The 25,566-nt window shown below is 60.3% G+C and carries 27 protein-coding genes; 17 read left to right on the top strand and 10 right to left on the bottom strand.

Features of this window, described 5'->3' with window-relative positions; genetic code table 11:
• The first annotated feature begins 53 nt into the window (after window positions 1-53).
• Complete coding sequence (locus QMK47_RS22515; RefSeq protein ID WP_320389355.1) at window positions 54-812, top strand: SDR family oxidoreductase; 759 nt, start codon at window positions 54-56, stop codon at window positions 810-812.
• Window positions 813-1,001: 189 nt separating this feature from the next.
• On the opposite strand, the gene apbC is transcribed toward QMK47_RS22515, so the two are convergent.
• Entirely contained in the window at window positions 1,002-2,096 is a 1,095-nt protein-coding gene (apbC, locus tag QMK47_RS22520; protein WP_253477422.1) for an iron-sulfur cluster carrier protein ApbC, read from the bottom strand.
• A gap of 332 nt (window positions 2,097-2,428) precedes the next feature.
• Between apbC and metG the strand changes: the two genes are divergently transcribed.
• From metG to QMK47_RS22560, 8 genes are all read left to right on the top strand, one after another.
• A complete protein-coding gene (metG, locus tag QMK47_RS22525; protein ID WP_320389356.1) occupies window positions 2,429-4,474 on the top strand; it encodes a methionine--tRNA ligase in 2,046 nt (681 codons plus the stop codon).
• A gap of 130 nt (window positions 4,475-4,604) precedes the next feature.
• Window positions 4,605-5,177 carry an Rnf-Nqr domain containing protein gene (locus QMK47_RS22530; RefSeq protein ID WP_320389357.1) on the top strand — a complete coding sequence of 191 codons (573 nt, stop codon included), beginning with the start codon at window positions 4,605-4,607 and terminating at the stop codon, window positions 5,175-5,177.
• Window positions 5,174-6,199, top strand: coding sequence for an electron transport complex subunit RsxB (rsxB, locus tag QMK47_RS22535; protein WP_320389358.1), 1,026 nt, complete (start codon window positions 5,174-5,176; stop codon window positions 6,197-6,199). Before QMK47_RS22530 ends, rsxB begins: the two co-directional genes overlap by 4 nt.
• Window positions 6,186-7,172 (top strand): RnfABCDGE type electron transport complex subunit D, encoded by a 987-nt coding sequence (locus QMK47_RS22540; protein WP_253477434.1) that lies wholly within the window; start codon window positions 6,186-6,188, stop codon window positions 7,170-7,172. Before rsxB ends, QMK47_RS22540 begins: the two co-directional genes overlap by 14 nt.
• Window positions 7,169-7,780, top strand: a complete 612-nt coding sequence (locus QMK47_RS22545) for an RnfABCDGE type electron transport complex subunit G (RefSeq protein ID WP_320389359.1) — start codon at window positions 7,169-7,171, stop codon at window positions 7,778-7,780. The genes QMK47_RS22540 and QMK47_RS22545 overlap by 4 nt, the downstream gene beginning before the upstream one ends.
• On the top strand, window positions 7,773-8,306 hold the full coding sequence (locus QMK47_RS22550) for an Rnf-Nqr domain containing protein (RefSeq protein WP_253477440.1): 534 nt from the start codon (window positions 7,773-7,775) through the stop codon (window positions 8,304-8,306). The genes QMK47_RS22545 and QMK47_RS22550 overlap by 8 nt, the downstream gene beginning before the upstream one ends.
• The gene (gene nth, locus QMK47_RS22555) at window positions 8,303-8,941 is read left to right on the top strand and encodes an endonuclease III (protein WP_320389360.1); all 639 of its coding nucleotides are present in this window, start codon (window positions 8,303-8,305) and stop codon (window positions 8,939-8,941) included. The genes QMK47_RS22550 and nth overlap by 4 nt, the downstream gene beginning before the upstream one ends.
• Window positions 8,942-9,048: 107 nt before the next feature.
• Entirely contained in the window at window positions 9,049-9,231 is a 183-nt protein-coding gene (locus QMK47_RS22560; RefSeq protein WP_214509446.1) for a PA3496 family putative envelope integrity protein, read from the top strand.
• A gap of 55 nt (window positions 9,232-9,286) precedes the next feature.
• On the opposite strand, the gene QMK47_RS22565 is transcribed toward QMK47_RS22560, so the two are convergent.
• Window positions 9,287-9,913, bottom strand: coding sequence for a response regulator transcription factor (locus QMK47_RS22565; RefSeq protein WP_057452503.1), 627 nt, complete (start codon window positions 9,911-9,913; stop codon window positions 9,287-9,289).
• Between the two features lie 467 nt (window positions 9,914-10,380).
• Between QMK47_RS22565 and QMK47_RS22570 the strand changes: the two genes are divergently transcribed.
• Window positions 10,381-10,863: a hypothetical protein gene (locus QMK47_RS22570; protein WP_253477499.1), complete on the top strand. Its 483-nt coding sequence runs from the start codon at window positions 10,381-10,383 to the stop codon at window positions 10,861-10,863.
• Window positions 10,864-10,956: 93 nt separating this feature from the next.
• Here the strand turns inward: QMK47_RS22570 and QMK47_RS22575 are convergent, their stop codons facing one another.
• Window positions 10,957-12,174 (bottom strand): argininosuccinate synthase, encoded by a 1,218-nt coding sequence (locus QMK47_RS22575; protein WP_003204943.1) that lies wholly within the window; start codon window positions 12,172-12,174, stop codon window positions 10,957-10,959.
• Window positions 12,175-12,302: 128 nt separating this feature from the next.
• Window positions 12,303-13,280 (bottom strand): flagellar protein MotY, encoded by a 978-nt coding sequence (locus QMK47_RS22580; protein ID WP_253477502.1) that lies wholly within the window; start codon window positions 13,278-13,280, stop codon window positions 12,303-12,305.
• Between the two features lie 190 nt (window positions 13,281-13,470).
• Between QMK47_RS22580 and pyrC the strand changes: the two genes are divergently transcribed.
• Both pyrC and rnt read left to right on the top strand, forming a co-directional pair.
• Complete coding sequence (gene pyrC / locus QMK47_RS22585) at window positions 13,471-14,517, top strand: dihydroorotase (RefSeq protein WP_214509444.1); 1,047 nt, start codon at window positions 13,471-13,473, stop codon at window positions 14,515-14,517.
• Window positions 14,514-15,191, top strand: coding sequence for a ribonuclease T (rnt, locus tag QMK47_RS22590; protein WP_253477505.1), 678 nt, complete (start codon window positions 14,514-14,516; stop codon window positions 15,189-15,191). The genes pyrC and rnt overlap by 4 nt, the downstream gene beginning before the upstream one ends.
• Before the next feature lie 213 nt (window positions 15,192-15,404).
• Here rnt and QMK47_RS22595 read toward each other — a convergent pair whose 3' ends face one another.
• A complete protein-coding gene (locus tag QMK47_RS22595; RefSeq protein WP_003204949.1) occupies window positions 15,405-16,007 on the bottom strand; it encodes a peroxiredoxin in 603 nt (200 codons plus the stop codon).
• Between the two features lie 313 nt (window positions 16,008-16,320).
• Here QMK47_RS22595 and QMK47_RS22600 point away from each other — a divergent pair, with 313 nt between their 5' ends.
• Entirely contained in the window at window positions 16,321-16,539 is a 219-nt protein-coding gene (locus tag QMK47_RS22600) for a bacterioferritin-associated ferredoxin (protein ID WP_003178704.1), read from the top strand.
• Window positions 16,540-16,747: 208 nt separating this feature from the next.
• Window positions 16,748-17,221 (top strand): bacterioferritin, encoded by a 474-nt coding sequence (gene bfr / locus QMK47_RS22605; protein ID WP_018614169.1) that lies wholly within the window; start codon window positions 16,748-16,750, stop codon window positions 17,219-17,221.
• A 200-nt stretch (window positions 17,222-17,421) separates the two neighbouring features.
• On the opposite strand, the gene grxD is transcribed toward bfr, so the two are convergent.
• The 3 genes from grxD to QMK47_RS22620 form a co-directional block, all read right to left on the bottom strand.
• Entirely contained in the window at window positions 17,422-17,763 is a 342-nt protein-coding gene (gene grxD / locus QMK47_RS22610; protein WP_003204956.1) for a Grx4 family monothiol glutaredoxin, read from the bottom strand.
• A gap of 89 nt (window positions 17,764-17,852) precedes the next feature.
• The gene (locus tag QMK47_RS22615; RefSeq protein ID WP_320389361.1) at window positions 17,853-19,961 is read right to left on the bottom strand and encodes a molybdopterin oxidoreductase family protein; all 2,109 of its coding nucleotides are present in this window, start codon (window positions 19,959-19,961) and stop codon (window positions 17,853-17,855) included.
• A 131-nt stretch (window positions 19,962-20,092) separates the two neighbouring features.
• Entirely contained in the window at window positions 20,093-20,380 is a 288-nt protein-coding gene (locus QMK47_RS22620; protein ID WP_072348410.1) for a hypothetical protein, read from the bottom strand.
• Between the two features lie 403 nt (window positions 20,381-20,783).
• On the opposite strand from QMK47_RS22620, the gene argF reads away from it, so the two are divergent.
• Together argF and QMK47_RS22630 are read left to right on the top strand one after the other, a co-directional pair.
• Window positions 20,784-21,704 (top strand): ornithine carbamoyltransferase, encoded by a 921-nt coding sequence (argF, locus tag QMK47_RS22625; protein WP_253477509.1) that lies wholly within the window; start codon window positions 20,784-20,786, stop codon window positions 21,702-21,704.
• Window positions 21,701-22,804, top strand: a complete 1,104-nt coding sequence (locus QMK47_RS22630) for an ABC transporter ATP-binding protein (protein WP_320389362.1) — start codon at window positions 21,701-21,703, stop codon at window positions 22,802-22,804. Before argF ends, QMK47_RS22630 begins: the two co-directional genes overlap by 4 nt.
• 126 nt (window positions 22,805-22,930) lie before the next feature.
• Here the strand turns inward: QMK47_RS22630 and QMK47_RS22635 are convergent, their stop codons facing one another.
• Window positions 22,931-23,713: a PhzF family phenazine biosynthesis protein gene (locus QMK47_RS22635; RefSeq protein ID WP_320389363.1), complete on the bottom strand. Its 783-nt coding sequence runs from the start codon at window positions 23,711-23,713 to the stop codon at window positions 22,931-22,933.
• A gap of 178 nt (window positions 23,714-23,891) precedes the next feature.
• Window positions 23,892-24,362, bottom strand: coding sequence for a Cys-tRNA(Pro) deacylase (gene ybaK, locus QMK47_RS22640; protein ID WP_320389364.1), 471 nt, complete (start codon window positions 24,360-24,362; stop codon window positions 23,892-23,894).
• A gap of 322 nt (window positions 24,363-24,684) precedes the next feature.
• Here ybaK and QMK47_RS22645 point away from each other — a divergent pair, with 322 nt between their 5' ends.
• Window positions 24,685-25,536, top strand: coding sequence for an MIP/aquaporin family protein (locus tag QMK47_RS22645; RefSeq protein ID WP_320389365.1), 852 nt, complete (start codon window positions 24,685-24,687; stop codon window positions 25,534-25,536).
• The last annotated feature ends 30 nt before the right edge of the window (window positions 25,537-25,566 follow it).

A 25,566-nucleotide genomic window follows, 5' to 3' on the forward strand; every position in this document is an offset into this window, starting at 1 on the left:
TCGAGAGACGTCCCAAAAGGTCCCCTCCATCGCTGCGCCACCTGGACATGAGCATGCAACTCACTGACAAAGTAATCATTATCACCGGCGGTTGCCAGGGCCTGGGCCGCTCCATGGCCGAGTATCTCGCGGGCAAAGGCGCAAAGCTCGCCCTGGTGGACCTCAACCAGGAAAAACTCGACCAGGTAGTTGCCGCGTGTGTAGCCAAGGGCGTCGAGGCCCGGGCGTATCTGTGCAACGTTGCCAATGAGGAGCAGGTCAGCGACATGGTCGCCCGGGCCGCCGAGGACTTCGGCGCGATCCACGGCCTGATCAACAACGCCGGGATCCTGCGTGACGGCCTGCTGCTCAAGGTCAAGGACGGCGAAATGACCAAGATGAGCCTGGCCCAGTGGCAGGCCGTGATCGACGTCAACCTCACCGGTGTATTCCTGTGCACCCGTGAAGTGGCGGCGAAAATGGTCGAGCTGAAGAACAGCGGCGCCATCATCAATATCTCGTCGATCTCCCGCGCCGGCAATGTCGGCCAGACCAACTACTCGGCCGCCAAGGCCGGTGTGGCCGCCGCCACTGTGACCTGGGCCAAGGAACTGGCGCGCTACGGCATCCGTGTCGCCGGCATCGCACCGGGCTTCATCGAAACCGAGATGACCCTGGGCATGAAGCCCGAGGCCCTGGAAAAAATGACCTCGGGGATCCCGCTCAAGCGCATGGGCAAGCCTGAGGAGATTGCGCATTCGGCGGCGTATATCTTCGAGAACGACTATTACACCGGTCGGATTCTGGAGATGGATGGCGGGTTGCGGATCTAAACCTACCGCCTAACAAAATGTGGGAGCAAGCCTGTGGAGGGCAAAGCCTGTGGGAGCATAGCTTGCTCGCGATAGCGGTTTTAAAGCCAACAGAGATGTTGGGTGTGATGCCGTCATCGCGAGCAAGCTATGCTCCCACAGGTTTTGCTCCTACAGGCTTGCTCCCCACATGGATTGCAGTTCAGCCGATCAATCGTCGCTGACGGTGATGTTTGGCATCGCCGGTGACGCAGCCTCTTGCAACACGATCCGCGCGCCCACGTGGCGGGCCAGTTCCTGATAGACCATGGCGATCTGGCTGTCCGGCTCGGCGATGACCGTCGGCTTGCCGCCGTCGGCCTGTTCGCGGATCAGCATCGACAGCGGCAGCGAAGCCAGCAATTCGACGCCGTACTGGGTCGCCAGTTTTTCCCCGCCACCTTCGCCGAACAGGTGCTCGGCATGCCCGCAGTTCGAGCAGATGTGCACGGCCATGTTTTCCACCACGCCCAGCACCGGGATGTTGACCTTGCGGAACATTTCCACACCCTTGCGCGCGTCCAGCAAGGCCAGGTCTTGAGGCGTGGTGACGATCACCGCACCGGCCACCGGGACTTTCTGCGCCAGGGTCAGCTGGATATCGCCGGTGCCCGGTGGCATGTCGATCACCAGGTAATCCAGGTCGCCCCAGGCGGTTTGCGTAACCAGTTGCAACAGGGCACCGGAAACCATCGGCCCGCGCCAGACCATCGGCGTGTTGTCATCGGTCAGGAAGGCCATGGACATGACTTCCACGCCATGGGACTGGATCGGCACGAACCACTTCTGGTCCTTGACCTGCGGTCGGGTGCCCTCGGCAACACCGAACATGATGCCCTGGCTCGGGCCGTAGATGTCTGCATCGAGAATCCCGACCTTCGCCCCTTCACGGGCCAGGGCCAGGGCCAGGTTGGCCGCAGTGGTGGACTTGCCCACGCCGCCCTTGCCCGAGGCCACGGCGATCACGTTCTTGACGTTCGCCAGCCCCGGCACCTGCGCCTGGGCCTTGTGGGCGGCGATCACACTGGTGATGTCGACTTTGGCGGCGCTCACCCCGTCCAGGGCCTCGATCGCCATTTGCAGCATCTGCGCCCAACCGCTCTTGAACAGGTCGGCGGCGTAGCCGATTTCCAGCTGGACACTGACGCGATCGCCCTGGATGTCGATGGCGCGCACGCATCCGGCGCTGACCGGGTCCTGGTTCAGATAAGGGTCGGTGTACTGGCGAAGGACGGCTTCCACCGCTGCGCGATTGACGGCGCTCATGGGCAACTCCGATAGCAAGACTTGAAAACAGGCCGCTATCCTACGCCGCGCATGCTTTTGTGGCGACCCGATTAAGGGCGACGAACGCTCTTGTGGCGAGGGAGCTTGCTCCCGCTGTGTGGGAGCAAGGCTTGCCCGCGATGCAGGCGATGCGGTCTTTCAGAAATCGAGGCGCCTGTTTCGCGAGCAAGCTTTGCTCCCACAATCCCCTTGCCACAGGTTGTGCCTACGCTGTTACCAGACGATGCATCCCGAAACAGCCCCGAAGGGTGAAAAAAAGCCGCCAGCGCTTTATAGTGGCCGACCTCCGTTTCATCAAGTAGCCGAGCCCCATGTCCGAGCCACGCAAGATCCTCGTCACCAGCGCCCTGCCCTATGCCAATGGTTCGATTCACCTCGGCCATATGCTGGAGTACATCCAGACCGATATGTGGGTGCGCTTCCAGAAGCATCGCGGCAACCAATGCATCTATGTCTGCGCCGACGACGCCCACGGTTCGGCCATCATGCTGCGCGCAGAAAAGGAAGGCATCACCCCGGAACAACTGATCGCCAACGTCCAGGCTGAACACAGCGCCGACTTTGCCGAGTTCCTGGTGGACTTCGACAACTTCCACTCCACTCACGCCGAAGAAAACCGTGAGCTGTCGAGCCAGATCTACCTGAAACTGCGTGACGCCGGGCACATCGCCACCCGTTCGATCACCCAGTATTTCGACCCGGAAAAGAAAATGTTCCTGGCCGACCGCTTCATCAAGGGCACCTGCCCGAAATGCGGCACTGAAGACCAGTACGGCGATAACTGCGAAAAATGCGGCGCCACCTACGCACCGACCGACCTGAAAGACCCGAAATCGGCGATTTCCGGCGCGACGCCGGTGCTCAAGGACTCCCAGCATTTCTTCTTCAAGCTGCCGGACTTCCAGCAGATGCTGCAAGCCTGGACCCGCAGCGGCACCCTGCAGGACGCCGTCGCCAACAAGATCGCCGAATGGCTCGATGCCGGCCTGCAGCAGTGGGACATTTCCCGCGATGCGCCGTACTTCGGCTTCGAGATCCCCGACGAGCCCGGCAAGTATTTCTACGTGTGGCTGGACGCACCGATCGGCTACATGGCGAGTTTCAAGAACCTCTGCGACCGTACGCCGGAGCTGGACTTCGACGCGTTCTGGGGCAAGGACTCCACCGCCGAGCTGTATCACTTCATCGGCAAGGACATCGTCAACTTCCACGCACTGTTCTGGCCGGCAATGCTTGAAGGTGCCGGTTTCCGCAAGCCGACCGGCATCAATGTCCACGGCTACCTGACCGTCAACGGCCAGAAAATGTCCAAGTCCCGCGGCACCTTCATCAAGGCCCGGACCTACCTGGACCACCTGTCCCCGGAATACCTGCGCTACTACTACGCGGCCAAGCTCGGCCGCGGCGTCGACGACCTGGACCTGAACCTCGAAGACTTCGTGCAGAAGGTCAACTCCGACCTGGTGGGCAAGGTCGTCAACATTGCCAGCCGTTGCGCCGGGTTCATCCACAAGGGCAACGCCGGGGTCCTGGTCGCCGGCAATGCCGCGCCGGAACTGACCGACGCCTTCCTGGCGGCCGCGCCAAGCATCGCCGAAGCCTACGAGTCCCGCGACTTCGCCCGTGCCATGCGCGAAATCATGGCACTGGCCGACCGCGCCAATGCCTGGATCGCCGACAAGGCCCCGTGGTCGCTGGCCAAGCAGGAAGGCAAGCAGGACGAAGTCCAGGCGATCTGCGCCCTGGGCATCAACCTGTTCCGCCAACTGGTGATTTTCCTCAAGCCGGTGCTGCCGCTGCTGGCCGCCGATGCCGAGGCGTTCCTCAACGTCCCGCCATTGACCTGGAACGATCATCAGACGCTGCTGAGCAACCATCAGTTGAACGCGTTCAAGCCGTTGATGACCCGTATCGACGCGACCAAGGTGCAAGCCATGACCGACGCCTCCAAGGAAGACCTGGCCGCCAGCCAGACCGACACCGGCGCGCCTGCCGGGAACGGCGAACTGGCCAAGGACCCGCTGTCGCCGGAAATCGAATTCGACGCCTTTGCCGCCGTTGACCTGCGCGTGGCGCTGATCGTCAAGGCCGAGGCCGTCGAAGGCGCCGACAAGCTGCTGCGCCTGACCCTGGACATCGGCGACGAGCAACGCAACGTGTTCTCCGGCATCAAGAGTGCCTACCCGGACCCGGCCAAGCTCGAAGGCCGGTTGACGATGATGATCGCCAACCTCAAGCCGCGCAAAATGCGCTTTGGTATCTCCGAAGGCATGGTGATGGCGGCAGGCCCCGGCGGCGAGGAAATCTACCTGTTGAGCCCTGACAGCGGCGCCAAGCCGGGCCAGCGGATCAAGTAACGCGACCGCTTGCTGCACCGATCCCACAGTCGCCTTGCAGGTGGCTGTGGGATTTTCATATCTGGCCCACGCCCCCGGCGTGCCGGATAATGCCTAATCTTGTAACAGGTCCTTTGTCGCCAACACACCCATGACCGAAATCGTCCTCACGCTGTTCAGCGCTGCCCTGATCAACAACCTGGTGTTGCACTGGCCGCTGGGCGTCGATCCGCTGCTGGCGGTCAACGGCAGGAAGCAGGTACACGCCCTGGGCCTGGCGACGGCATGCCTGATGCTGATCGTCGGCACCCTGGGCTACCTGATCGATCATGGGCTGCTGGCACCGACCAACCTGGTCTCGCTGCGCCTGTTGGCCTGGCTGTCCTTGAGCGTGTTGCTGATTGGCCCCTTGCTGCGCCTGCTGGCACGCTGGCGGCCGGCAATGCCGTTCGAGGGGTTGTGGCCGCTGTTGCTGGGTAATGCCGGCATACTTGGCGTCACACTGCTCAACGGCCAGGATGACCGAGGCATGGGCCACGCCATCGCCCTGAGCCTGGGTGCCGGGCTGGGGTTCTGGCTGGTGCTGGGCCTGTTCGACGATCTGCGCCAGCGCACCTTCAATAACGATATTCCCCTGCCCTTTCGGGGCCTGCCGATTCAGTTGATCAGCGCCGGACTGATGGCGGTGGCCTTTCTCGGATTGCGTGGGCTGGTCAAAACATGAGCCTGATTCAACGTATCGACGCCCTGCTGCCGCAGACCCAATGCGGCAAGTGCGGCCATCCCGGGTGCAAACCCTACGCCGAAGGCATCGCCCAGGGCGAGCCGATCAACAAATGCCCGCCCGGGGGGCGCGAAACCATCGCCGCCCTGGCCGAGCTGATGAAAATACCGGTGTTGGAGCTGGACACCAGCCGCGGCGTGGCCCCGGCGCAAGTCGCCTTTATCCGTGAAGCCGAATGCATCGGTTGCACCAAGTGCATCCAGGCCTGTCCGGTGGACGCGATTGTCGGCGCCGCCAAGCTGATGCACACCGTCCTCATCGACGAATGCACAGGCTGCGATCTGTGCGTGGCGCCCTGCCCGGTCGATTGCATCGAAATGCATCCTCTGCCGACCGCAAACGTGCTGCCGATCGTCGGCGGCCTGGCCTTCAGCGTCGAAGAACAGCAGGCGCGAACCGCCAAGCGCAATCATGCCCGGCGCCGCTTCGAACAACGCAATGCGCGCCTGCGCCGCGAAGAAGAGCAGCGCCAGGCCGAACGCCTGGCTCGAACCCAACGGGCGGCGCAGGCCCAGGCTCAAACCCAGGACCCGGCACTCGACCCCGTGCAAGCCGCACTGGAGCGCGTACGCGCGCAAAAAGCCGCCACTGCCGATGCCGCCTTGAAAAAAGCCAAGGTCGACCTGGCCATGAGCCGGGCGCAGTTGAATAAATCCTTGAAAGCGTTCGGCCACCCGCCAACCTTCGAGCAGCAATCGCAACTGATCGTGCTGCAACGCCAGTTCGAAGCGGCCGAACAGGCGCTGAGCCAACTGGAAAACGCCGCACCCACACCCACGGCCGCGCCAGCCCCCGCACCGACGCAAAACGCCGAGCTGAAGCGAGCCAAGATCCAACTGGCGATGCGCCGCGCCGAACTCAGCAAAGCCCGGGCAGCTACAGCATCGGATGAACAACTGCAGGCATTGGAACAAGCGGTGAAGGATGCCGAACGCCAGGTGGACGTCCATGCCGCCTCTTGAGCCCGTGGACGAACGGCTGCGCCAAGCAATGACGCGAGTGTTGCTGGCAACGCTGCCCGGCGTGCTGGCGTTGCTGTGGTTCCATGGCTGGGGCGTGGCGCTCAACCTGCTGTTGTCCGGCGTCACTGCGCTGGCAATCGAGGCGTTGGTGCTGCGCTTGCGACGCCAGCCACTCAGGCCCGACCTGAGCGATGGCAGCGCGCTGGTCAGCGCCACGCTGCTGGCCCTGGCCTTGCCGGCCTATTGCCCCTGGTGGCTGACCGTCACGGCGGCCGCCTGCGCCTTGCTGTTCGGCAAGCACCTGTGGGGCGGCGTCGGCAGCAACCCGTTCAACCCGGCAATGCTCGGGTACGCCCTGGTACTGGTGGCGTTTCCTTCCCAGATGAGTCACTGGCCGGCGCTCCATGGCATGGGCCTGTCTGAAGGCTTGCAGCAGGTATTCGGCGCTCATCCAGCGCCCGATGCCTGGGCCGGGGCGACCGCACTGGACAGCCTGCGAATCAACACGAGCCTGACCGTCGATGAACTGTTCGCCAACGATCCGGCGTTCGGGCGTTTCGGTGGCCGGGGTGTCGAATGGGTCAACCTGGCCTTCCTGGGGGGCGGTCTGTTTCTGCTGCAGCAACGGGTGTTCAGTTGGCATGCGCCGGTGGGCATGCTGCTGAGCCTGTCCGTCGTCAGCCTGCTGTGCTGGAACGGTTCGGGCTCCGACTCCCATGGCTCGCCGCTGTTTCATCTGTTCAGCGGCGCAACCATGCTCGGCGCGTTTTTTATCGCGACCGAACCGGTCTCGGGTGCCAAGGCTCCTCTCGCCCGCCTGCTGTTTGGCGCGGGCATGGGATTGCTGGTCTATCTGATACGCACCTGGGGTGGCTACCCCGACGGCGTGGCGTTCGCCGTGTTGCTGATGAACCTCGGCGTGCCGGCGCTGGAGCGGTTTGCCGAGGCGCGACAACGGCGGCCACTGACATGAACAATCCCGTCGGCGTGGCAATCCTGACCTTATTGATCGGCCTGGGTATCGGTGCCACTTACCTCACGCACCTCGGCACCGCCGGGCGTATCGAGGCCCAGCAGCAAGCACTGGCGAACAGGGCCTTGCTCGAGGTGCTGCCCACCGACCACTATGATAACCAGCCGTTGGCGCACCCCGTTGTCACAACTTCGGTGCCCCTGGCCCATAGCACGCTGCTGGGTGGCTACCTGGCGACTCGCAGCGGCCAACCCAGCGCCGTGCTGCTGCGTAGCCAGGCGCTGGGCTATGAAGGCAGCATCGAATTGCTGGTCGCCATCGATCCACAGGGCCGGTTGCTGGGCGTCAAGACCCTGCGCCAATCCGAGACACCCGGATTGGGCGCGGCGATTGCCGGCTGGCCGAACGCCTGGTTGCAGACCTTCACGGGTAAATCACGCCAGGCACCTGATGACAGCGGCTGGGCCTTGAAAAAGGACCAGGGGCAGTTCGATCAACTGGCAGGCGCGACAGTGACGTCCCGGGCGGTCCTCCAGGCTGTTCACGATGCGCTGCGTTACTTCGACGAGCACAAGGCTCAGTTGACGGGGGTGGCGGCCAATGAATAAGCCATGGGGACTGATACACGGCCTGCTGCTCGTCCCCTTGGTCGGCGCGAGCGACTCGCTGGTTGGCGCGCTGGGGTTATGGCTGGCCTGGGCCCTGGTTCTTTTCAGCCATGGCTTGGCAATGGGGCTTGTCCGGCAACACCTGGCAGCCTGTCAACGGCTGCTCGCCTCCCTCGTGCTGGCCGCTACCCTGAGCACCTGCATTGGCCTTGTCGGCCAGGCCTGGGCACTGGAATTGTATCGACCGTTGAGCCTTTACGTTGGCTGGATCGCCCTGAGCTGCGTAGCGCTGGAGCATGAGGGCTTCTTCGTTGACTCTCGCTGGCCCGGACGCCTCAGGTTGGCCGGGCTGTTTGGCCTTTTGATGATCAGCCTGGGCGCCGTGCGTGGGCTGATCGGCAGCGGCCTGCCCCTGGCCTTGCTCGCCCCTGGCGGGTTCATTCTGCTCGGGCTGCTGTTGGCGGCCCGACAGGCCTGGAGGGCCGCCAAACCCCATTCATCCGCTGAGGAAATGCCGCGCCCATGAACGCCGCAAAACGCCTGGAAATATTTCGTCGCCTTCACGAGGACAACCCGGAACCGAAAACCGAACTGGCCTATTCCTCGCCGTTCGAGTTGCTGATCGCGGTCATTCTGTCAGCCCAGTCCACCGACGTCGGCGTCAACAAAGCCACGGCCAAACTGTTCCCGGTGGCCAATACGCCGGAGGCGATCCATGCCCTGGGCATCGAAGGACTGTCCGAATACATCAAGACCATCGGGCTGTTCAACAGCAAGGCCAAAAACGTGATCGAGACCTGCCGCCTGCTGATCGAGCGCCACGACAGTGAAGTCCCGCAGACGCGCGAAGCGCTGGAAGCCCTTCCGGGCGTCGGCCGCAAAACCGCCAACGTCGTGCTCAATACCGCGTTTCGGCAGTTGACCATGGCGGTCGACACCCACATTTTCCGCGTCAGCAACCGCACCGGGCTGGCCCCCGGCAAAAACGTGGTGGAGGTCGAGAAGAAATTGATGAAATTTGTTCCCAAGGAATTCCTGCTGGACTCCCATCACTGGCTCATCCTTCACGGCCGCTACGTTTGCCTGGCGCGCAAGCCTCGCTGTGGCAGCTGCCGAATCGAAGATTTATGCGAATACAAGCACAAGACCTCCGACGATTGAGGCGCTATTGCTTTTATCGATCCATCGATTGAAAAAATCTTTTTTACCCGCCCGTGGTTTATCGATATAAGGAGCGCCAATGGCAGTCTTAGCCTGGAGTCGAACCCATGAGTGCTGGCAAAGAACAACTGGATGTAGAAGACGAATTCATCGCCACTGAGGCCGACGACGTCGAACCTGTGGTCGTGGAAGTGGCGAAAACCAACCTGAGCAAGCGCCGCACCATTGATAACCTGCTGGAAGAGCGTCGCCTGCAGAAACAACTGGCCGATTATGATTTTGACCTCTGACACGTAAAAGCCTCCCTGATGGAGGCTTTTTACTGAGTACGCGTAACCCGAAAACTCACACCAAGCCATTGCGCTGCGCCAGTTCGATCAGGTCGACCAGCGAACGGGCATTGAGCTTCAATAACAGGCGCGTCTTGTAGGTACTGACGGTCTTGTTGCTCAAGAACATTCCATCGGCGATCTCCTTGTTGGTCTTTCCGCGCGCCAGTTGCTGCAAGACCATCATTTCCCGCCCCGATAATCGATCGACCATATCGGACTCACTGGCATTACCCAGACTCGACCGCACCGTATGCAATGCCTGGTTGGGAAAGTAACTGTAACCAGACAGTACTGCCTTGATTGCACTTAACAACTCGGTAAGATCCTGTTGCTTGCATACATACCCGGCCGCCCCTGTCTGCATGCAGCGCATCGAAAAATGTCCCGGCGCCTGGGAAGTCAGCACCAACACTTTCATGGGTGAAGGAATGGTCGTCAGGCGGGCAATGACTTCCAACCCGTCCAGCTTCGGAATACCAATATCGAGAATGACGATATCGGGCATAAGCTCGCGAGCAAACTGTAACGCATCGACGCCATTATCGGTTTCGGCAACGACTTCATAACCATGACGCTCCATCAGCAAACGTACAGCAAGACGAATGACGGGATGATCATCCACGATCAGCACTTTATTCATGGGCAAATCCAACTTCGCTGTTCGAATTTTTAGAGCACGCACAATAGCCTAGTCATTTCTACCTTGGCATGCTGCCCCCCCCTGAACGCTCGCACCGAGAGACAGAACCTACAAGCTATACAGAAAACTCCTACAAATCGCCGCAGAAAAAATGTGTCATGGATTTTTTTACTGAGAAGGAATGACCTTTCTTAACAATTCGGTAACCCTGTGAACAATGCGCTTTTCACCGCCCCACCCACCTATGGGCAGCCCATTGAAAAGTTATTCACTCATAGAAAGTAACTGAATTATTTACTGTTAAAACTGCCTTCCACTCACTTAAGGAAGGGAAATCCTATATAAAACATACTCAGGCGCCTGACATCCAACATGGGCAGCCATTGCGACCATGCCTATATTTATTCGGCATGGACAACCACTTTCCAACCCACTCACCGAGCACAAGTATTCCATGAGCATTAACCATGAACAAACCTTTGAAGACTATAACCAACCCCATGACCCTCATCGCCATATTCGCTACTTTATCCGAAACTTCCGCAGCGATTTCCCTGCCCTTTCTGGATGACCAGGATCGTGAATATTATCTGTGGTTCCTGATCAGCTTTCCTTTTTACCTATTGCTGCTTTTTTTCATAACGCTCAACTTCAATTACCGTTCCTTGTATTCACCTTCGGATTTTCGCAAGAACAAACACTTCATAAAGACCATGGATGATTCGCCCTGTCGACGCAAACGACAACTACGTCGGGCGGACGACGTCAAGGAACTGCTGGTGATACGTCTTCATCGACGCAGGCGCGAACCAGACACCCTTTGTATCGTATGCAGCCAATCGAAACGTCCGATCGAGACTTGTCGATCAAGACATTTGAAACACGCCGGCATCGTCGTGTACGTCATCTACAGCAACGCAGGCCTGGCAACGCACAGGCAGGATGAATGAGCGAGCGGGGGAAGCGCCGCAACAAAGGCCACACAAAAAAAAGGGCAAAAAAAACGGCCTGCTCATGGCAGGCCGTTTTTCATGTCACCAGGGTCAGAACAGCTTGCGACCCTTGTTCGCCGCGATGCGCATGCGCAGGGCGTTGAGCTTGATGAAGCCGGCCGCGTCAGCCTGGTTGTAGGCACCGCCGTCTTCTTCGAAGGTCGCGATGTTGGCATCGAACAACGACTCGTCGGACTTGCGCCCGGTGACGATCACGTTGCCCTTGTACAGCTTCAGGCGTACCACGCCATTCACGTGAGCCTGGGAGGCGTCGATCATCTGTTGCAGCATCAGGCGCTCTGGGCTCCACCAGTAGCCGGTGTAGATCAGGCTGGCGTACTTGGGCATCAACTCGTCTTTGAGGTGAGCCACTTCGCGGTCCAGGGTGATCGACTCGATCGCCCGGTGGGCGCGCAGCATGATGGTGCCGCCCGGGGTTTCGTAGCAGCCGCGGGACTTCATGCCCACATAGCGGTTTTCGACGATGTCCAGACGACCGATGCCGTGTTCGCCACCGATGCGGTTCAGGGTTGCCAGCACGGTGGCCGGGCTCATCTCAACGCCGTCCAGAGCGACGATATCGCCGTTGCGATAGGTCAGTTCCAGGTATTGCGGGGTATCGGGAGCCTTCTCCGGGGAGACGGTCCAGCGCCACATGTCTTCTTCGTGCTCGGTCCAGGTGTCTTCCAGCACGCCGCCTTCATAGGAGATGTGCAGCAGGTTGGCATCCATCGAGTACGGGGATTTTTTCTTGCCGTGGCGCTCGATCGGAATCGCGTGCTTCTCGGCGTAGTCCATCAGTTTTTCACGGGACAGCAAGTCCCATTCACGCCACGGGGCAATGACTTTCACGCCTGGCTTGAGGGCATAGGCACCCAGCTCGAAACGCACCTGGTCGTTGCCTTTGCCGGTGGCGCCATGGGAAATGGCATCGGCGCCGGTTTCGTTGGCGATTTCGATCAGGCGCTTGGCGATCAACGGACGGGCGATGGAGGTACCCAGCAGGTACTCGCCTTCGTAAACGGTGTTGGCGCGGAACATCGGGAACACGAAGTCGCGGACGAATTCTTCGCGCAGGTCATCGATGTAGATCTCTTTGACGCCCATGGCCTGGGCCTTGGCGCGTGCAGGCTCGACTTCTTCGCCCTGCCCCAGGTCAGCGGTGAAGGTCACCACTTCGCAGTTATAAGTGTCCTGCAGCCACTTGAGGATCACCGAAGTGTCCAGGCCGCCGGAATACGCCAGAACGACCTTGTTTACGTCCGCCATGCCATCACTCCACGGGTTGTACGGAAAGCCGGGAAGTCTAACGTCCAGCGCGGATAATTTACAGGGGCGCGACAGCTTATGACGACGAAGCGACAGATTATGTCGATTGCGCGACGGTCAAAATCGACTCAGGACGTCCGCGCCGTCGCCCCAGCGGGCGTCTTGGCCGGCGCTGCGGTTGGCGCCGGAGCCTTGGCGGGCGCCGCAGCGGGCGCGGGCTGCGCGGCGGGTGCCTGCGGTGCCGGCGCATCAGTCGGCGCCACGCGCTCCAGGCGCACGACTACGCGACGGTTCTTGGCTCGGTTGGCGGCGTTGGTGTTGGGCACCAGGGGATAACGCTCGCCGTGGAAGCGCAGGGTAATCTGCGACTCCTGGAAGCCATTGGCCTTGAAGAAGTCCTGGACCGCCAGGGCCCGGCGGCGTGACAGCTCACGGTTGGTCAGGCGGTTGCCGCTGTTGTCGGAGTGGCCGTCAAGCTCGACATGATTGACGCTTGGATCGGCCTTGATGAAGTCGAGCATCACCTGCAGCTGTGCCTTGGCATGGGCATCGAGCTCGACAGCTTCGCCAGGGAAGCCGATCTGTGTCTGCTTCACCTGCTCGAAATTCTTTGGCAACAGTTTTGCCACGCAGCCTTGATAGTCGTTGAAGGCCTTGCTGAAACGCACCGGCAGCAGGCGGACTTCCGAGACTCGCCCGTCCTCGGTGTTGCGGCGCACCACGGGGCTGCGACCTTCCATCAGCCCACTGATCAAACGGCCAGCCTGGACCTGGGAGCTGTTGAACAGTACGTCGCCGCTGCCGATGCTGACCGAGCCCAGGTTGATATCGCCCCGCCCCGGCTGCCATGGTGCGGCGGCCGCCAGCAAGGTTGCCGAACCGCCGCCAAGCATCGGGTTATAGGTCTTGAGGCGAAACGTCGCCTGTTCGCCCGCCCGGCGCACGAATTCGCCACTGCCAAAATCAGCGATCGGCTGGCTCAGCCGGCACTCGAACTTGTCACCTTCGACCGTCCACTCAATGCTCTCCAGACGGGTCTGGAAAGTGAGCGCCATGGCGGGAAGGCTGGCAAACACACTGAGCAAGGCTAGATAACGCTGGCGCACGGGAGGCTCCACTGACTTTTATACAAAGATCGACGCATGCCGAGGGCATGACGCCTGTCCGGCGCACTGCACGGATTCGTGGCACACCTGTAGGAGCTATCGGTAAGTTGTGCCAGAACTTGATAGCGGGTGCCTGAATCGGTCTTTTCCGGTAGCATTCCCACAGTTTGACCCGCCTGGAAGCCCCCCAATGTCCGACCGCCTGACCCTGCTGCGTCCCGACGACTGGCATATTCATCTTCGCGATGGTGCTGTGTTGACCCATACCGTCGCCGATGTCGCGCGCACCTTCGGGCGCGCAATCATCATGCCTAACCTGGTTCCGCCAGTGCGCAACGCCGCCGAGGCCGACGGCTATCGCCAGCGCATCCTCGCCGCACGCCCTGCTGGCAGCCGCTTCGAACCGTTGATGGTGCTTTACCTCACCGACCGCACCCAGCCCGAAGAAATCCGCGAGGCCAAGGCCAGCGGCTTCGTCCATGCCGCCAAGCTGTACCCGGCCGGTGCCACCACCAACTCCGATTCCGGCGTCACCAGCATCGACAAGATCTTCCCGGCGCTGGAGGCCATGGCCGAAGTCGGCATGCCGTTGTTGATCCATGGTGAAGTCACCCGGGGCGACGTCGACGTGTTCGACCGCGAGAAAATCTTCATCGACGAGCACATGCGCCGCGTCGTAGAGCGCTTCCCGACCCTCAAGGTGGTGTTCGAACACATCACCACCGGCGATGCCGTGCAGTTCGTCAACGAGGCCCCGGCCAACGTCGGCGCGACCATTACCGCCCATCACCTGCTGTACAACCGCAACCACATGCTGGTGGGCGGGATCCGGCCGCACTTCTATTGCCTGCCGATCCTCAAGCGCAATACCCACCAGGAAGCCTTGCTGGACGCCGCCACCAGCGGCAGCGCCAAGTTTTTCCTCGGCACCGACTCGGCACCCCACGCCCAGCACGCCAAGGAAGCGGCCTGCGGTTGCGCCGGTTGCTACACCGCCTATGCCGCCATCGAGATGTACGCCGAAGCCTTCGAACAGCGCAACGCGCTGGACAAACTCGAAGGCTTCGCCAGCCTGCATGGCCCACGCTTCTATGGCCTGCCGGTGAACACCGATCGTATTACCCTGGTCCGTGACGAATGGACCGCCCCCGCCAGCCTGCCTTTCGGCGATCTGGCTGTCATCCCGCTGCGCGCCGGTGAAAAACTGCGCTGGCGCCTGCTGGAGGAAAACGTGTGAGTGAAGATCATTTCGACGACGAACAGGACGGCAACGGTGGTTCGGGCGGCGCCCGTCACCCTATGGCTGCTCGGTTCCGTGGCTACCTGCCGGTCGTCGTCGACGTAGAAACCGGCGGTTTCAACTCCGCCACCGACGCCTTGCTGGAAATCGCCGCGACCACCATTGGCATGGACGAAAAAGGCTTTGTGTTCCCTGACCACACCTATTTCTTCCGTGTCGAGCCGTTCGAAGGCGCCAACGTCGAAGCAGCGGCCCTGGAGTTCACCGGGATCAAGCTCGATCACCCGTTGCGCATGGCAGTCAGCGAAGAAACGGCCCTGACCGACATCTTCCGTGGCGTGCGCAAGGCGCTCAAGGCCAACGGTTGCAAGCGAGCGATCCTGGTCGGCCATAACAGCAGCTTCGACCTGGGCTTCCTCAACGCCGCCGTCGCGCGCCTGGACATGAAGCGCAACCCGTTCCATCCGTTCTCCAGCTTCGACACCGCGACCCTGGCTGGCCTGGCGTACGGCCAGACCGTCCTGGCCAAGGCGTGCCAGGCCGCCGATATCGATTTCGATGGCCGTGAAGCCCACTCGGCCCGCTACGACACCGAGAAGACCGCCGAGCTGTTCTGCGGCATCGTCAACCGGTGGAAAGAGATGGGTGGCTGGCAGGATTTCGACGACTGACTAGTAGAGCCATTGTGGCGGCCCGTGGGAGCAAAGCTTGCTCGCGACACAGGCGACTCGGTTTTTGAAGACCGCATCGCTGCCATCGCGGGCAAGCCTTGCTCCCACAGATAAATCACCTCGCCATAAGGTTCTGTGTTTCAGCCGACAAGTTTGAAACACCCATAAAAAAACCGGCCCATCATGAGCCGGTTTTTTTATGCCTCGGTGCGCTTACAGCTTGTCGCTGTGCTCGCCCAGGTAAGCGGCAACGCCTTCAGGCGAAGCGGTCATGCCCTTGTCGCCTTTTTTCCAGTTGGCCGGGCAGACTTCGCCGTGCTCTTCGTGGAATTGCAGCGCGTCGACCAGACGGATCAGTTCTTCCATGTTACGGCCCAGTGGCAGGTCGTTGATGATCTGCGAACGGACAACGCCTTTGTCGTCGATCAGGAACGCGCCACGGAAGGCCACGCCGCCTTCGGATTCAACGTCATAGGCCTTGGCGATTTCGTGCTTCATGTCGGCAGCCATGGTGTATTTCACCTGACCGATACCGCCATTGTTGATCGGGGTGTTGCGCCAGGCGTTGTGGGTGAAGTGCGAGTCGATCGAAACAGCGACCACTTCGACGTTGCGCGCCTTGAAATCATCCATGCGGTGATCCAGTGCGATCAGCTCGGACGGGCAGACGAAGGTGAAGTCCAGTGGATAGAAGAACACCAGGCCGTATTTGCCTTTGATGGCCGAGGACAGGGTGAAGCTGTCGACGATTTCGCCGTTGCCGAGGACGGCTGGAACGGTGAAGTCTGGGGCTTGTTTGCCTACGAGTACGCTCATTGGATATCTCCTGATGTAATAGCGTGAAAACAAGGTCCGGGCCAGCCTGCCACCCTCAGGCGACAGCCCTGTGACACGAACCCGCTTGCAAGGGCCGATCATCATACACCGCGCATTTGGACTGTCTTCAACGGTTTTTCGGTGGTATCGAAAAATCGCCGTCCGGTTTCATGTCGCATCAGTCGTCCTGGATAAACCGTTCGTCAGCCCGGCAACGCTCTGGCGCAAGACCTTGAGAAACCACTTTGACAATCATTCTCGTTAACATTAAGATCCGTCTCAATTGAGTCACAACCAGCGACGGTTCTCACTTATGTATGTATGCCTCTGCACTGGCGTCACCGACGGGCAAATCCGCGAAGCGATCTACGAAGGTTGCTGCAGCTATCGCGAAGTCCGCCAGGCCACCGGCGTAGCCAGCCAATGCGGCAAATGTGCCTGCCTGGCCAAGGAAGTGGTTCGTGAAACCCTCGCCAAAGTGCAAACGGCACAGGCCTCGATCCCCTACCCGGTAGAATTTACCGCCGCGTAATAACGCGTAATAAATAGTTTTCAAGGAACCGGACCCAGTGTCCGGTTTTTTTATGCCTGCAAATCAAATGCTTAGCGTCCAGACGCGGAACACAAACATTCTTATTCCGATTAATTTTCATTTATTATTCAATAACTTAGGTTTGACACTCGTAAATGCGCGGCTCAAACTCTGCCTTATACACAGCTATTACAGGGCAGGCCTCATCATGAAAGGCGACATTACAGTCATCCAGCATCTCAACAAGATCCTTGCCAATGAGCTGGTCGCGATCAACCAATACTTCCTGCATGCGCGCATGTACGAGGATTGGGGCCTGAACAAGCTGGGCAAGCACGAGTACCACGAATCCATCGACGAGATGAAGCACGCGGACAAGCTGATCAAGCGCATCCTGTTCCTCGAAGGCCTGCCGAACGTCCAGGACCTGGGCAAGCTGCACATCGGCGAACACACCCGCGAGATGCTTGAGTGCGACCTGAAAATCGAGCGCGAAGGCCACAAGGACCTGAAAGTCGCCATCGCCCATTGCGAAAGCGTTGGTGACTTCGGCAGCCGTGAACTGCTGGAAGACATTCTCGAGTCCGAGGAAGAACACATCGACTGGCTGGAAACCCAACTGGGCCTGATCGACAAAGTCGGTCTTGAGAACTACCTGCAATCGCAGATGGGTGAAGAGTAAGTTTCTCCGAAAGCAAGCCACTAAAAAGCCCCGCCCTCTTTCGAGAGGCGGGGCTTTTTATTGCCTGGGTTTCCAGGCCCACCTAAATCCACTGTGGGAGCGAGCTTGCTCGCGATAGCGGTGGATCAGGTAAGAAATACTGACTGACCTACCGCTATCGCGAGCAAGCTCGCTCCCACATGGTTTCATACATCCATGAATCAGGCTTCGGTCTTGTTCGCCGCCGCTTTTTCTACCGCTTCCTTGATCGTGGCCTGCAGAGAGCCGTCAGCGGCCATCTCGGTCATGATGTCGCTACCACCGATCAGCTCACCACCCACCCACAGCTGTGGGAAGGTTGGCCAGTTGGCGTACTTGGGCAGGTTGGCGCGGATTTCCGGGTTCTGCAGGATGTCCACGTAGGCAAACTTCTCGCCACACGCCATCACAGCCTGAGCAGCCTTGGCCGAGAAACCGCACTGTGGCGCGTTCGGCGAGCCTTTCATGTAAAGCAGGATGGTGTTGTTGGCAATCTGGTCTTTAATCGTTTCGATGATATCCATGGAGCACCTCGGCTTAAAACTTTTGCGACTTAAGTTGTCGACACGGTGACGCATTGTAACGGAAAGCCGAACCTGCTCCAGAGACAATTTTACGCAGCGGCCACCTTCACCGGAACGCCGTTAAGCGCCGCGTTGCCGGACAACTCATCGAGCTGACAATCATCGGTCAGGTCGTTGGCGCTGGAGCCCGGTTGCCCGCTGGCAATGGTCATCTGCACGCCTGGCCGGGCATGACCCCAGCCATGGGGCAGGCTGACCACGCCTTTCATCATGTCCAGGCTGCCCAGCACCTCGACTTCGATGACGCCCACCCGCGAACTGACCGTCACGCGCTGCCCGTCCTCAAGACCGCGACTGGCGAGATCATCCGGGTGCATCAGCAACTGATGACGTGGCTTGCCCTTCACCAGTCGATGAAAATTATGCATCCAGGAGTTGTTGCTGCGCACATGGCGGCGGCCAATCATCAGCAACTCGTCCGGTTTTGGCGCCTGCAACGCGGCAAAGCGCACAAGGTCGGCAAGAATCACCGCTGGCGCGGCCTGCACACGTTGGTTTTCGGTTTTCAGGCGTGCTGCCAGGTTGGGCTTGAGCGCACCGAGGTCGATGCCATGGGGATGATCGAACAGGGTCGTCAGGGACAGCTTGTGCGGAGAGGCGTCGCCATACGCCCCGCTACGCAGGCCGAAATCGATCATCTGCGCCGGCGGCATGGTCGGCTTGAGTTCCTTGCCGGTTCGGGCGGCAAAGGCCTTGGCCAGGCCGACGAAGATTTCCCAATCGTGCAGCGCACCCTCGGGCTTGGGCAGGATCGCCCGGTTGAAACGGGTCACGTTGCGCACCGCGAACAGGTTGAACGTGGTGTCGTAATGATCGTTCTCCAGGGCCGAGGTCGAGGGCAGGATCAGGTCGGCGTAACGTGTGGTTTCGTTGATGTACAAATCGACGCTGACCATGAACTCCAGCCCGTCCAGGGCCTGTTCCAGTTGCCGCCCGTTGGGTGTGGACAACACCGGGTTGCCGGCCACGGTGACCAGCGCACGAATCTGGCCTTCACCCTCGGTGAGCATCTCCTCGGCCAGGGCCGACACCGGCAACTCCCCTGAGTACTCGGGACGCCCGGACACCCGGCTCTGCCAACGGTTGAAATGCCCGCCCGAGGTGGTAGCGACCAGGTCCACCGCCGGCTCGGTGCACAGCGCCCCGCCCACCCGATCAAGATTGCCGGTGACCAGATTTATCACCTGGATCAGCCAATGGCACAGCGTGCCAAACGCCTGGGTCGAGACCCCCATCCGCCCGTAGCACACCGCTGACGGCGCGGCGGCGAAGTCCCGGGCCAATTGCCAGATCTGCGCTGCCGGCACCGCACAGAGCGGGCTCATGGCTTCAGGCGTGAACGTGGCGACGGCCTCACGCACCTCGTCCAGGCCGTCCACCGGCAGGTGACTGTCACGGATCAGGCCTTCGCTGAACAATGTATTGAGCAAACCAGACAGCAGTGCAGCATCACCACCGGGGCGTACAAAGACGTGCTGGTTGGCAATGGCCGCCGTTTCGCTGCGGCGCGGATCGACCACCACCACCTTGCCGCCACGGGCCTGGATCGCCTTGAGGCGCTTCTCCACGTCCGGCACGGTCATGATGCTGCCGTTGGAAGCCAGCGGGTTGCCGCCCAGGATCAGCATGAAGTCGGTGTGGTCGATGTCCGGAATCGGCAGCAGCAGGCCGTGGCCGTACATCAAATAGCTGGTCAGGTGATGGGGCAGTTGGTCCACCGAAGTCGCCGAGAAACGGCTGCGGGTTTTCAACAGGCCCAGGAAATAGTTGCTGTGGGTCATCAGCCCATAGTTATGCACGCTGGGGTTGCCCTGGTAGACCGCCACCGCGTTCTGGCCGTGGCGCGCCTGGATATCCGCCAGGCGCTCGGCCACCAACGCGAAGGCGTCGTCCCAGGCAATGGGTTGCCATTCATTGCCAACGCGCTGCATGGGCTGGCGCAGCCGGTCTGGATCGTTCTGGATATCTTGCAGGGCCACCGCCTTGGGGCAGATGTGACCGCGGCTGAAGGTGTCCAGCGCATCGCCCTTGATCGAGGTGATCGCCAGGCCCTGGCCGTCGGTTTCGGTGGTTTCGAGGGTCAAGCCGCAGATGGCTTCACACAGGTGGCACGCACGGTGGTGGAGAGTCTTGGTCATGGCCAGTCTCTGTTTTATTCGTGGCGGGCGCTTTCGGCCGCGGGAACAAAACTATGGCGCGTGATTCCCGGCAGCGCCAGCGACGTTCGTCCTGTGAATTGCCGGGCATCAGGCCCACCGATGAGAGGGCGTCAAGGCTGATCGGAAGGCGGTGCCAGCATCTGGATTTCTTCGACGGTTTCCACCTGCTCCTGGGCAATGGGCACACCCGTGAGCTCGCCAATAAGCCGCCAATGCTCGTCGAGGCCGCTGCTGATAGTGGCCATGCGGTCGATCATCCGACGTCCCGCAGCCTTGGTCACCTCATCATCGCTGCGCAGCAATTCGAATGACATGGAAGTCACCGAAGCCGTCAGGTGCGTCAGCGAGCGTGCAGTCAGCCCCAGCAATTCCATCAATTGTTGCTCTTTCGAATCCATTTCGGGCTCCTGTGCCGCTGAGGCTCATTTATAACCCAGGCCTTTGCATTAGGAAATGTTTCACAGCCACCAGCAGACAGGCGAAAGGCTGGGACGCCACGGCGCAAACCGACTCTCATCCATGGCACGCCCGCCGCGCTTGATTGCCAAGCCAAGCAACGCCAGTGTACAAATGGGTCGCTGCTGTCAGGAAACCGGCCACAAATATGCCATCGCATTCGCGTGATGGCCTCGCTGAAATCCCCAAAAACCGTAGCCCTATTGGTAAGACGCGACATTTAATTATAAGATCGCGCCTTCCCCTATTTCGTCGCCCCGTGCGGCTTTTGCCGCAGGTCTCGCCCGTTTTTTGAATAAACAAGGCTTTGAGCATCTGCGGTCAGTTACAAAAAGGTAGTCAATCATGAGCGCAAGGCACTTTCTCTCCCTGATGGATTTCACGCCCGATGAGTTGCTCGGCGTGATCCGTCGAGGCGTGGAGCTCAAGGACCTGCGTAACCGCGGCGTACTGTTCGAGCCCTTGAAAAACCGCGTGCTGGGGATGATCTTCGAGAAGTCATCGACCCGCACCCGCATCTCTTTCGAAGCCGGCATGATCCAACTGGGCGGCCAGGCGATCTTCCTGTCGCCCCGCGACACCCAACTGGGCCGCGGCGAACCCATCAGCGATTGCGCCATCGTCATGTCGAGCATGCTGGACGCGATGATGATCCGTACCTTTGCCCACAGCACCCTGACCGAGTTCGCGGCCCATTCCCGCGTACCGGTGATCAACGGCCTGTCCGACGACCTGCACCCCTGCCAGTTGCTGGCCGACATGCAGACCTTCCTCGAGCACCGTGGCTCGATCCAGGGCAAGACCGTGGCCTGGATCGGCGATGGCAACAACATGTGCAACAGCTATATAGAAGCGGCGCTGCAGTTCGACTTCCAACTGCGCGTTGCCTGCCCCGAAGGTTTTGACCCCAATGCCGAGTTGCTGGCCAAGGCCGGGGACCGGGTGACCATCGTGCGTGATCCCAAACAGGCCGTGGCCGGTGCGCACCTGGTGAGCACTGACGTCTGGACCTCCATGGGCCAGGAAGAAGAAACCGCCAAGCGCCTCGAGTTGTTCGCGCCGCTGCAGGTCAACCGGGCTTTGCTCGACCTGGCGGATGCCGACGTGCTGTTCATGCACTGCCTGCCGGCCCACCGTGGCGAGGAGATCAGTTTCGATTTGCTGGACGATCCGCGCTCGGTGGCCTGGGACCAGGCAGAAAATCGACTTCACGCGCAAAAGGCACTGCTCGAGTTCCTTGTCGAGCCGGCGTATCACCACGCATGAGCCATTCGCTGCTGCTGAATTTGCATGACCTGGCCTGCGGTTACCAAAACCAGCGGGTCGTGCAGAACCTCAACCTGCACCTCAATGCCGGCGATATCGGTTGCCTGCTCGGTTCGTCCGGGTGCGGCAAGACCACCACGTTGCGTGCCATCGCCGGCTTCGAACCAGTGCACGAGGGTGAAATCCAACTGGCAGGGGAAACCATTTCCCGCGCCGGTTTCACCCTCGCCCCGGAAAAACGCCGTATCGGCATGGTGTTCCAGGACTATGCCCTGTTTCCCCACCTGAGCGTGGCCGAGAACATCGCCTTTGGCATTCGCAAGCATCCGGACAAGGATCGCGTCGTCGAAGAGTTGCTGGAACTGGTCAACCTGAAGCACCTGGGCAAGCGCTTTCCCCATGAGTTGTCCGGCGGCCAGCAACAGCGTGTGGCCCTGGCCCGCGCGCTGGCACCAGAACCACAACTGCTGTTGCTCGATGAGCCGTTCTCCAACCTCGATGGCGAGTTGCGACGCAAGCTCAGCCATGAAGTGCGGGATATTCTCAAGGCCCGCGGCACCAGCGCGATCCTGGTCACACACGATCAGGAAGAAGCCTTCGCCGTGAGTGATCATGTCGGGGTATTCAAGGAAGGTCGACTGGAACAGTGGGACACGCCCTACAACCTGTATCACGAACCGCTGACACCATTCGTCGCCAGCTTCATTGGCCAGGGCTACTTCATTCGCGGCCGGCTCGACAGCCCGGAATCGGTGCAAACCGAGTTGGGCACCCTGCGCGGTAACCGAGCCTACACCTGGCCCATCGGCGGAGCGGTGGATGTGTTGCTGCGCCCAGACGATATCGTCTACGCACCGGAGAGCACGCTCACCGCCAGCATTGTCGGCAAGACCTTCCTGGGCGCTTCAACCTTGTATCGCCTGCAATTGCCCACAGGCGCGCAACTGGAATCGATCTTCCCCAGCCACGCCGACCATCAGCTCGGGGACAGTGTCGGCATCCGCGTGGCGGCTGAACACCTGGTGCTGTTCCAGGCCTCAGGCAGCACCGCGGCGCACATCCCGCCGGTGGACAGCGGTGTGCGGCGCTATAGCCTGTAGGAGCTGACGAGTGGAACGAGGCTGCGATCTTTCCCCAGCCACTTGAATTTCAAGCGAAAGATCAAAAGATCAAAAGATCGCAGGCTTCGCCAGCTCCTACAGGGCGCAAACCAGCGGGGAATGCCATCAACCCAGCATCAACGTCCCACTGGCCACCAACGTCGCATTCCCGCCGATCTTCACCCGCTCACCCTCCAACCGGCAGAACAACGCCCCGCCCCGGGCCGAGCATTGGTAAGCCGTCAGCCCATGCTTGCCCAAGCGTTTGGACCAATAGGGAATTAGGCTGCAGTGGGTCGAGCCGGTGACTGGATCTTCGTTGATGCCGATCGCCGGGGCAAAATAGCGCGAGACAAAATCATGCTTGCTCCCCGGCGCGGTCACGATAGCGCCGGGCCAAGGCAGCTTTGCCAGGGCCGCCATGTCCGGCTTGCAATCGAGCACCGCTTGCTCCGACTCCAGCACCACGAACAGTTCGTTGGAGCTCAGCACGTCCACCGCTTCGACACCCAAGGCACTCTGGACGGCCAAGGACGCGCCCAACTCGGCAGGCACGACGGCCGGAAAATCCAGCCACAACCGGTCACCCTCGCGCGTAACGCTCAACGAACCGGACTTGCAGATGAAATCCAGTCGTTCGACCGTTTCGTGGTAGACCTCGAACAGTACATAAGCGCTGGCCAACGTGGCGTGCCCGCACAGAGGGACTTCGGTGGCGGGCGTGAACCAGCGGATATGCCAATGCTGGCCTTCACGCACCAGAAACGCGGTTTCAGCCAGGTTATGTTCGGCGGCGATCTTCTGCATCAAGTCATCGGCAAGCCAGCCGTCGAGGCGATAGACCATCGCCGGGTTACCGCCGAACGGCCGGTCACTGAACGCATCGACCTGATGAAACGCAAGCTGCATGGCACTTCTCCTTTTTTTGATGCGCCAGCATGCGGTGCAGCGGCGCAGCTTATCCAGTGACAGATCAGTAGAATTTTCACCCTACAGAGCCGATGAAAACACAGATAAAGCTCAAGCCTTACCCCTGTGGCGAGGGAGCTTGCTCCCGCTTGGCTGCGCAGCAGCCACCCGGCTCTATTCAAGCACGCCCAATATCGGCAAACACCGCCCCGGTGTGCTCCTTCAATACCGAAGGCGCCAACTCGACTTCCAAGCCGCGCCTTCCCGCACTGACAAACATACTGGCGAGCGGCTGTGCCGAACTGTCGATAAAAGTGCGCAGGCGCTTCTTCTGCCCCAGCGGGCTGATCCCACCCAGTAGATAACCGGTCGAACGCTGCGCAGCGGCTGGGTCGGCCATCTCGACCTTTTTCACCCCGGCGGCATGGGCCAGGCCTTTCAAATCCAGGCTTCCGGCCACGGGCACCACCGCCACCAACAGCTCACCCTTTTCGCTGGCCGCCAACAACGTCTTGAACACCTGCGCCGGATCCAGGCCGAGCTTTTCCGCCGCTTCCAGGCCGTAGGACGCGGCCTTGGGATCGTGTTCATAACTGTGGATACGATGTTCGGCGCGCACTTTCTTAAGCAGATCCAACGCGGGTGTCATGACTGCTCCTGACAAGGAAATGAAAAAAGAGTGGCCGGATTCTAAGCCATCGCCAATGAAAAGGCTTGGGACGGGGTCGCGAGTACCGGTACCCCACCGTCAGTGGAAGAGTCATTCACGCCACGAATAGTTGAAATGTGACCGACGGTTCACTTTCGACCTTTGACACCAGCGTTTCTTGTCTATATTTTTTCGAAACTGAAAGTCATATCGCAGGTCTCAAGCAGCAACCCGAGATCAGGATGGGGATCCTGCCTCGGCGGAGATCGCGCAATCGAGCTTTATCGAAGGCGCAGCAAAACAACAAAAAACCGAGGTTTGAATGACAACTGCTTTACAACAGCCGTCCCTGTCCAGCCAATGCCTGGCTGAATTCCTGGGCACTGCCCTACTGATTTTTTTCGGCACTGGTTGCGTCGCGGCCCTCAAGGTAGCGGGTGCCAGCTTCGGTTTGTGGGAAATCAGCCTCATCTGGGGTGTCGGTGTCAGCATGGCGATCTATCTGAGCGCGGGCATTTCCGGCGCCCATCTCAACCCCGCCGTCAGCATTGCCCTGTGCATTTTCACCGGCTTCGAAAAGCGCAAACTGCCTTTCTATATGCTCTCCCAAGTGGCCGGCGCTTTCTGCGGCGCACTTCTGGTCTACACGCTGTACAGCAACCTATTCTTCGATTTCGAACAGTCTCGGCACATGATTCGAGGCTCCGAAGCCAGCCTCGAACTGGCCTCGGTGTTTTCCACCTACCCGCACGCCGCACTGTCCACCGGCCAGGCCTTCCTCGTGGAGGTGATCATCACGGCCATCCTGATGGGAGTGATCATGTCCCTGACCGATGACAACAATGGTTTGCCTCGCGGCCCACTGGCGCCACTGCTGATCGGCCTGTTGATTGCGGTGATCGGCAGCTCCATGGGGCCGCTGACAGGCTTTGCGATGAACCCGGCGCGGGACTTCGGTCCTAAACTGATGACTTTCTTCGCCGGCTGGGGTGAAATTTCCCTCACGGGTGGACGCGACATCCCGTACTTCCTGGTTCCGATTTTTGCCCCGATTGTGGGTGCGTGCCTGGGTGCTGCGGCTTATCGCGGCCTGATTGCCCGCCACCTGCCCAGCGCCATAACTGCTACAAAGGATGCAGAACCGGCCATTGACGGCAAGCCCAGAACATCCTGAAACAGTCGGCGCAGGCTCCTGCCATTCCAG

The organism is Pseudomonas sp. P9_35, from assembly GCF_034008205.1.
GTDB lineage: Bacteria > Pseudomonadota > Gammaproteobacteria > Pseudomonadales > Pseudomonadaceae > Aquipseudomonas > Aquipseudomonas kilonensis.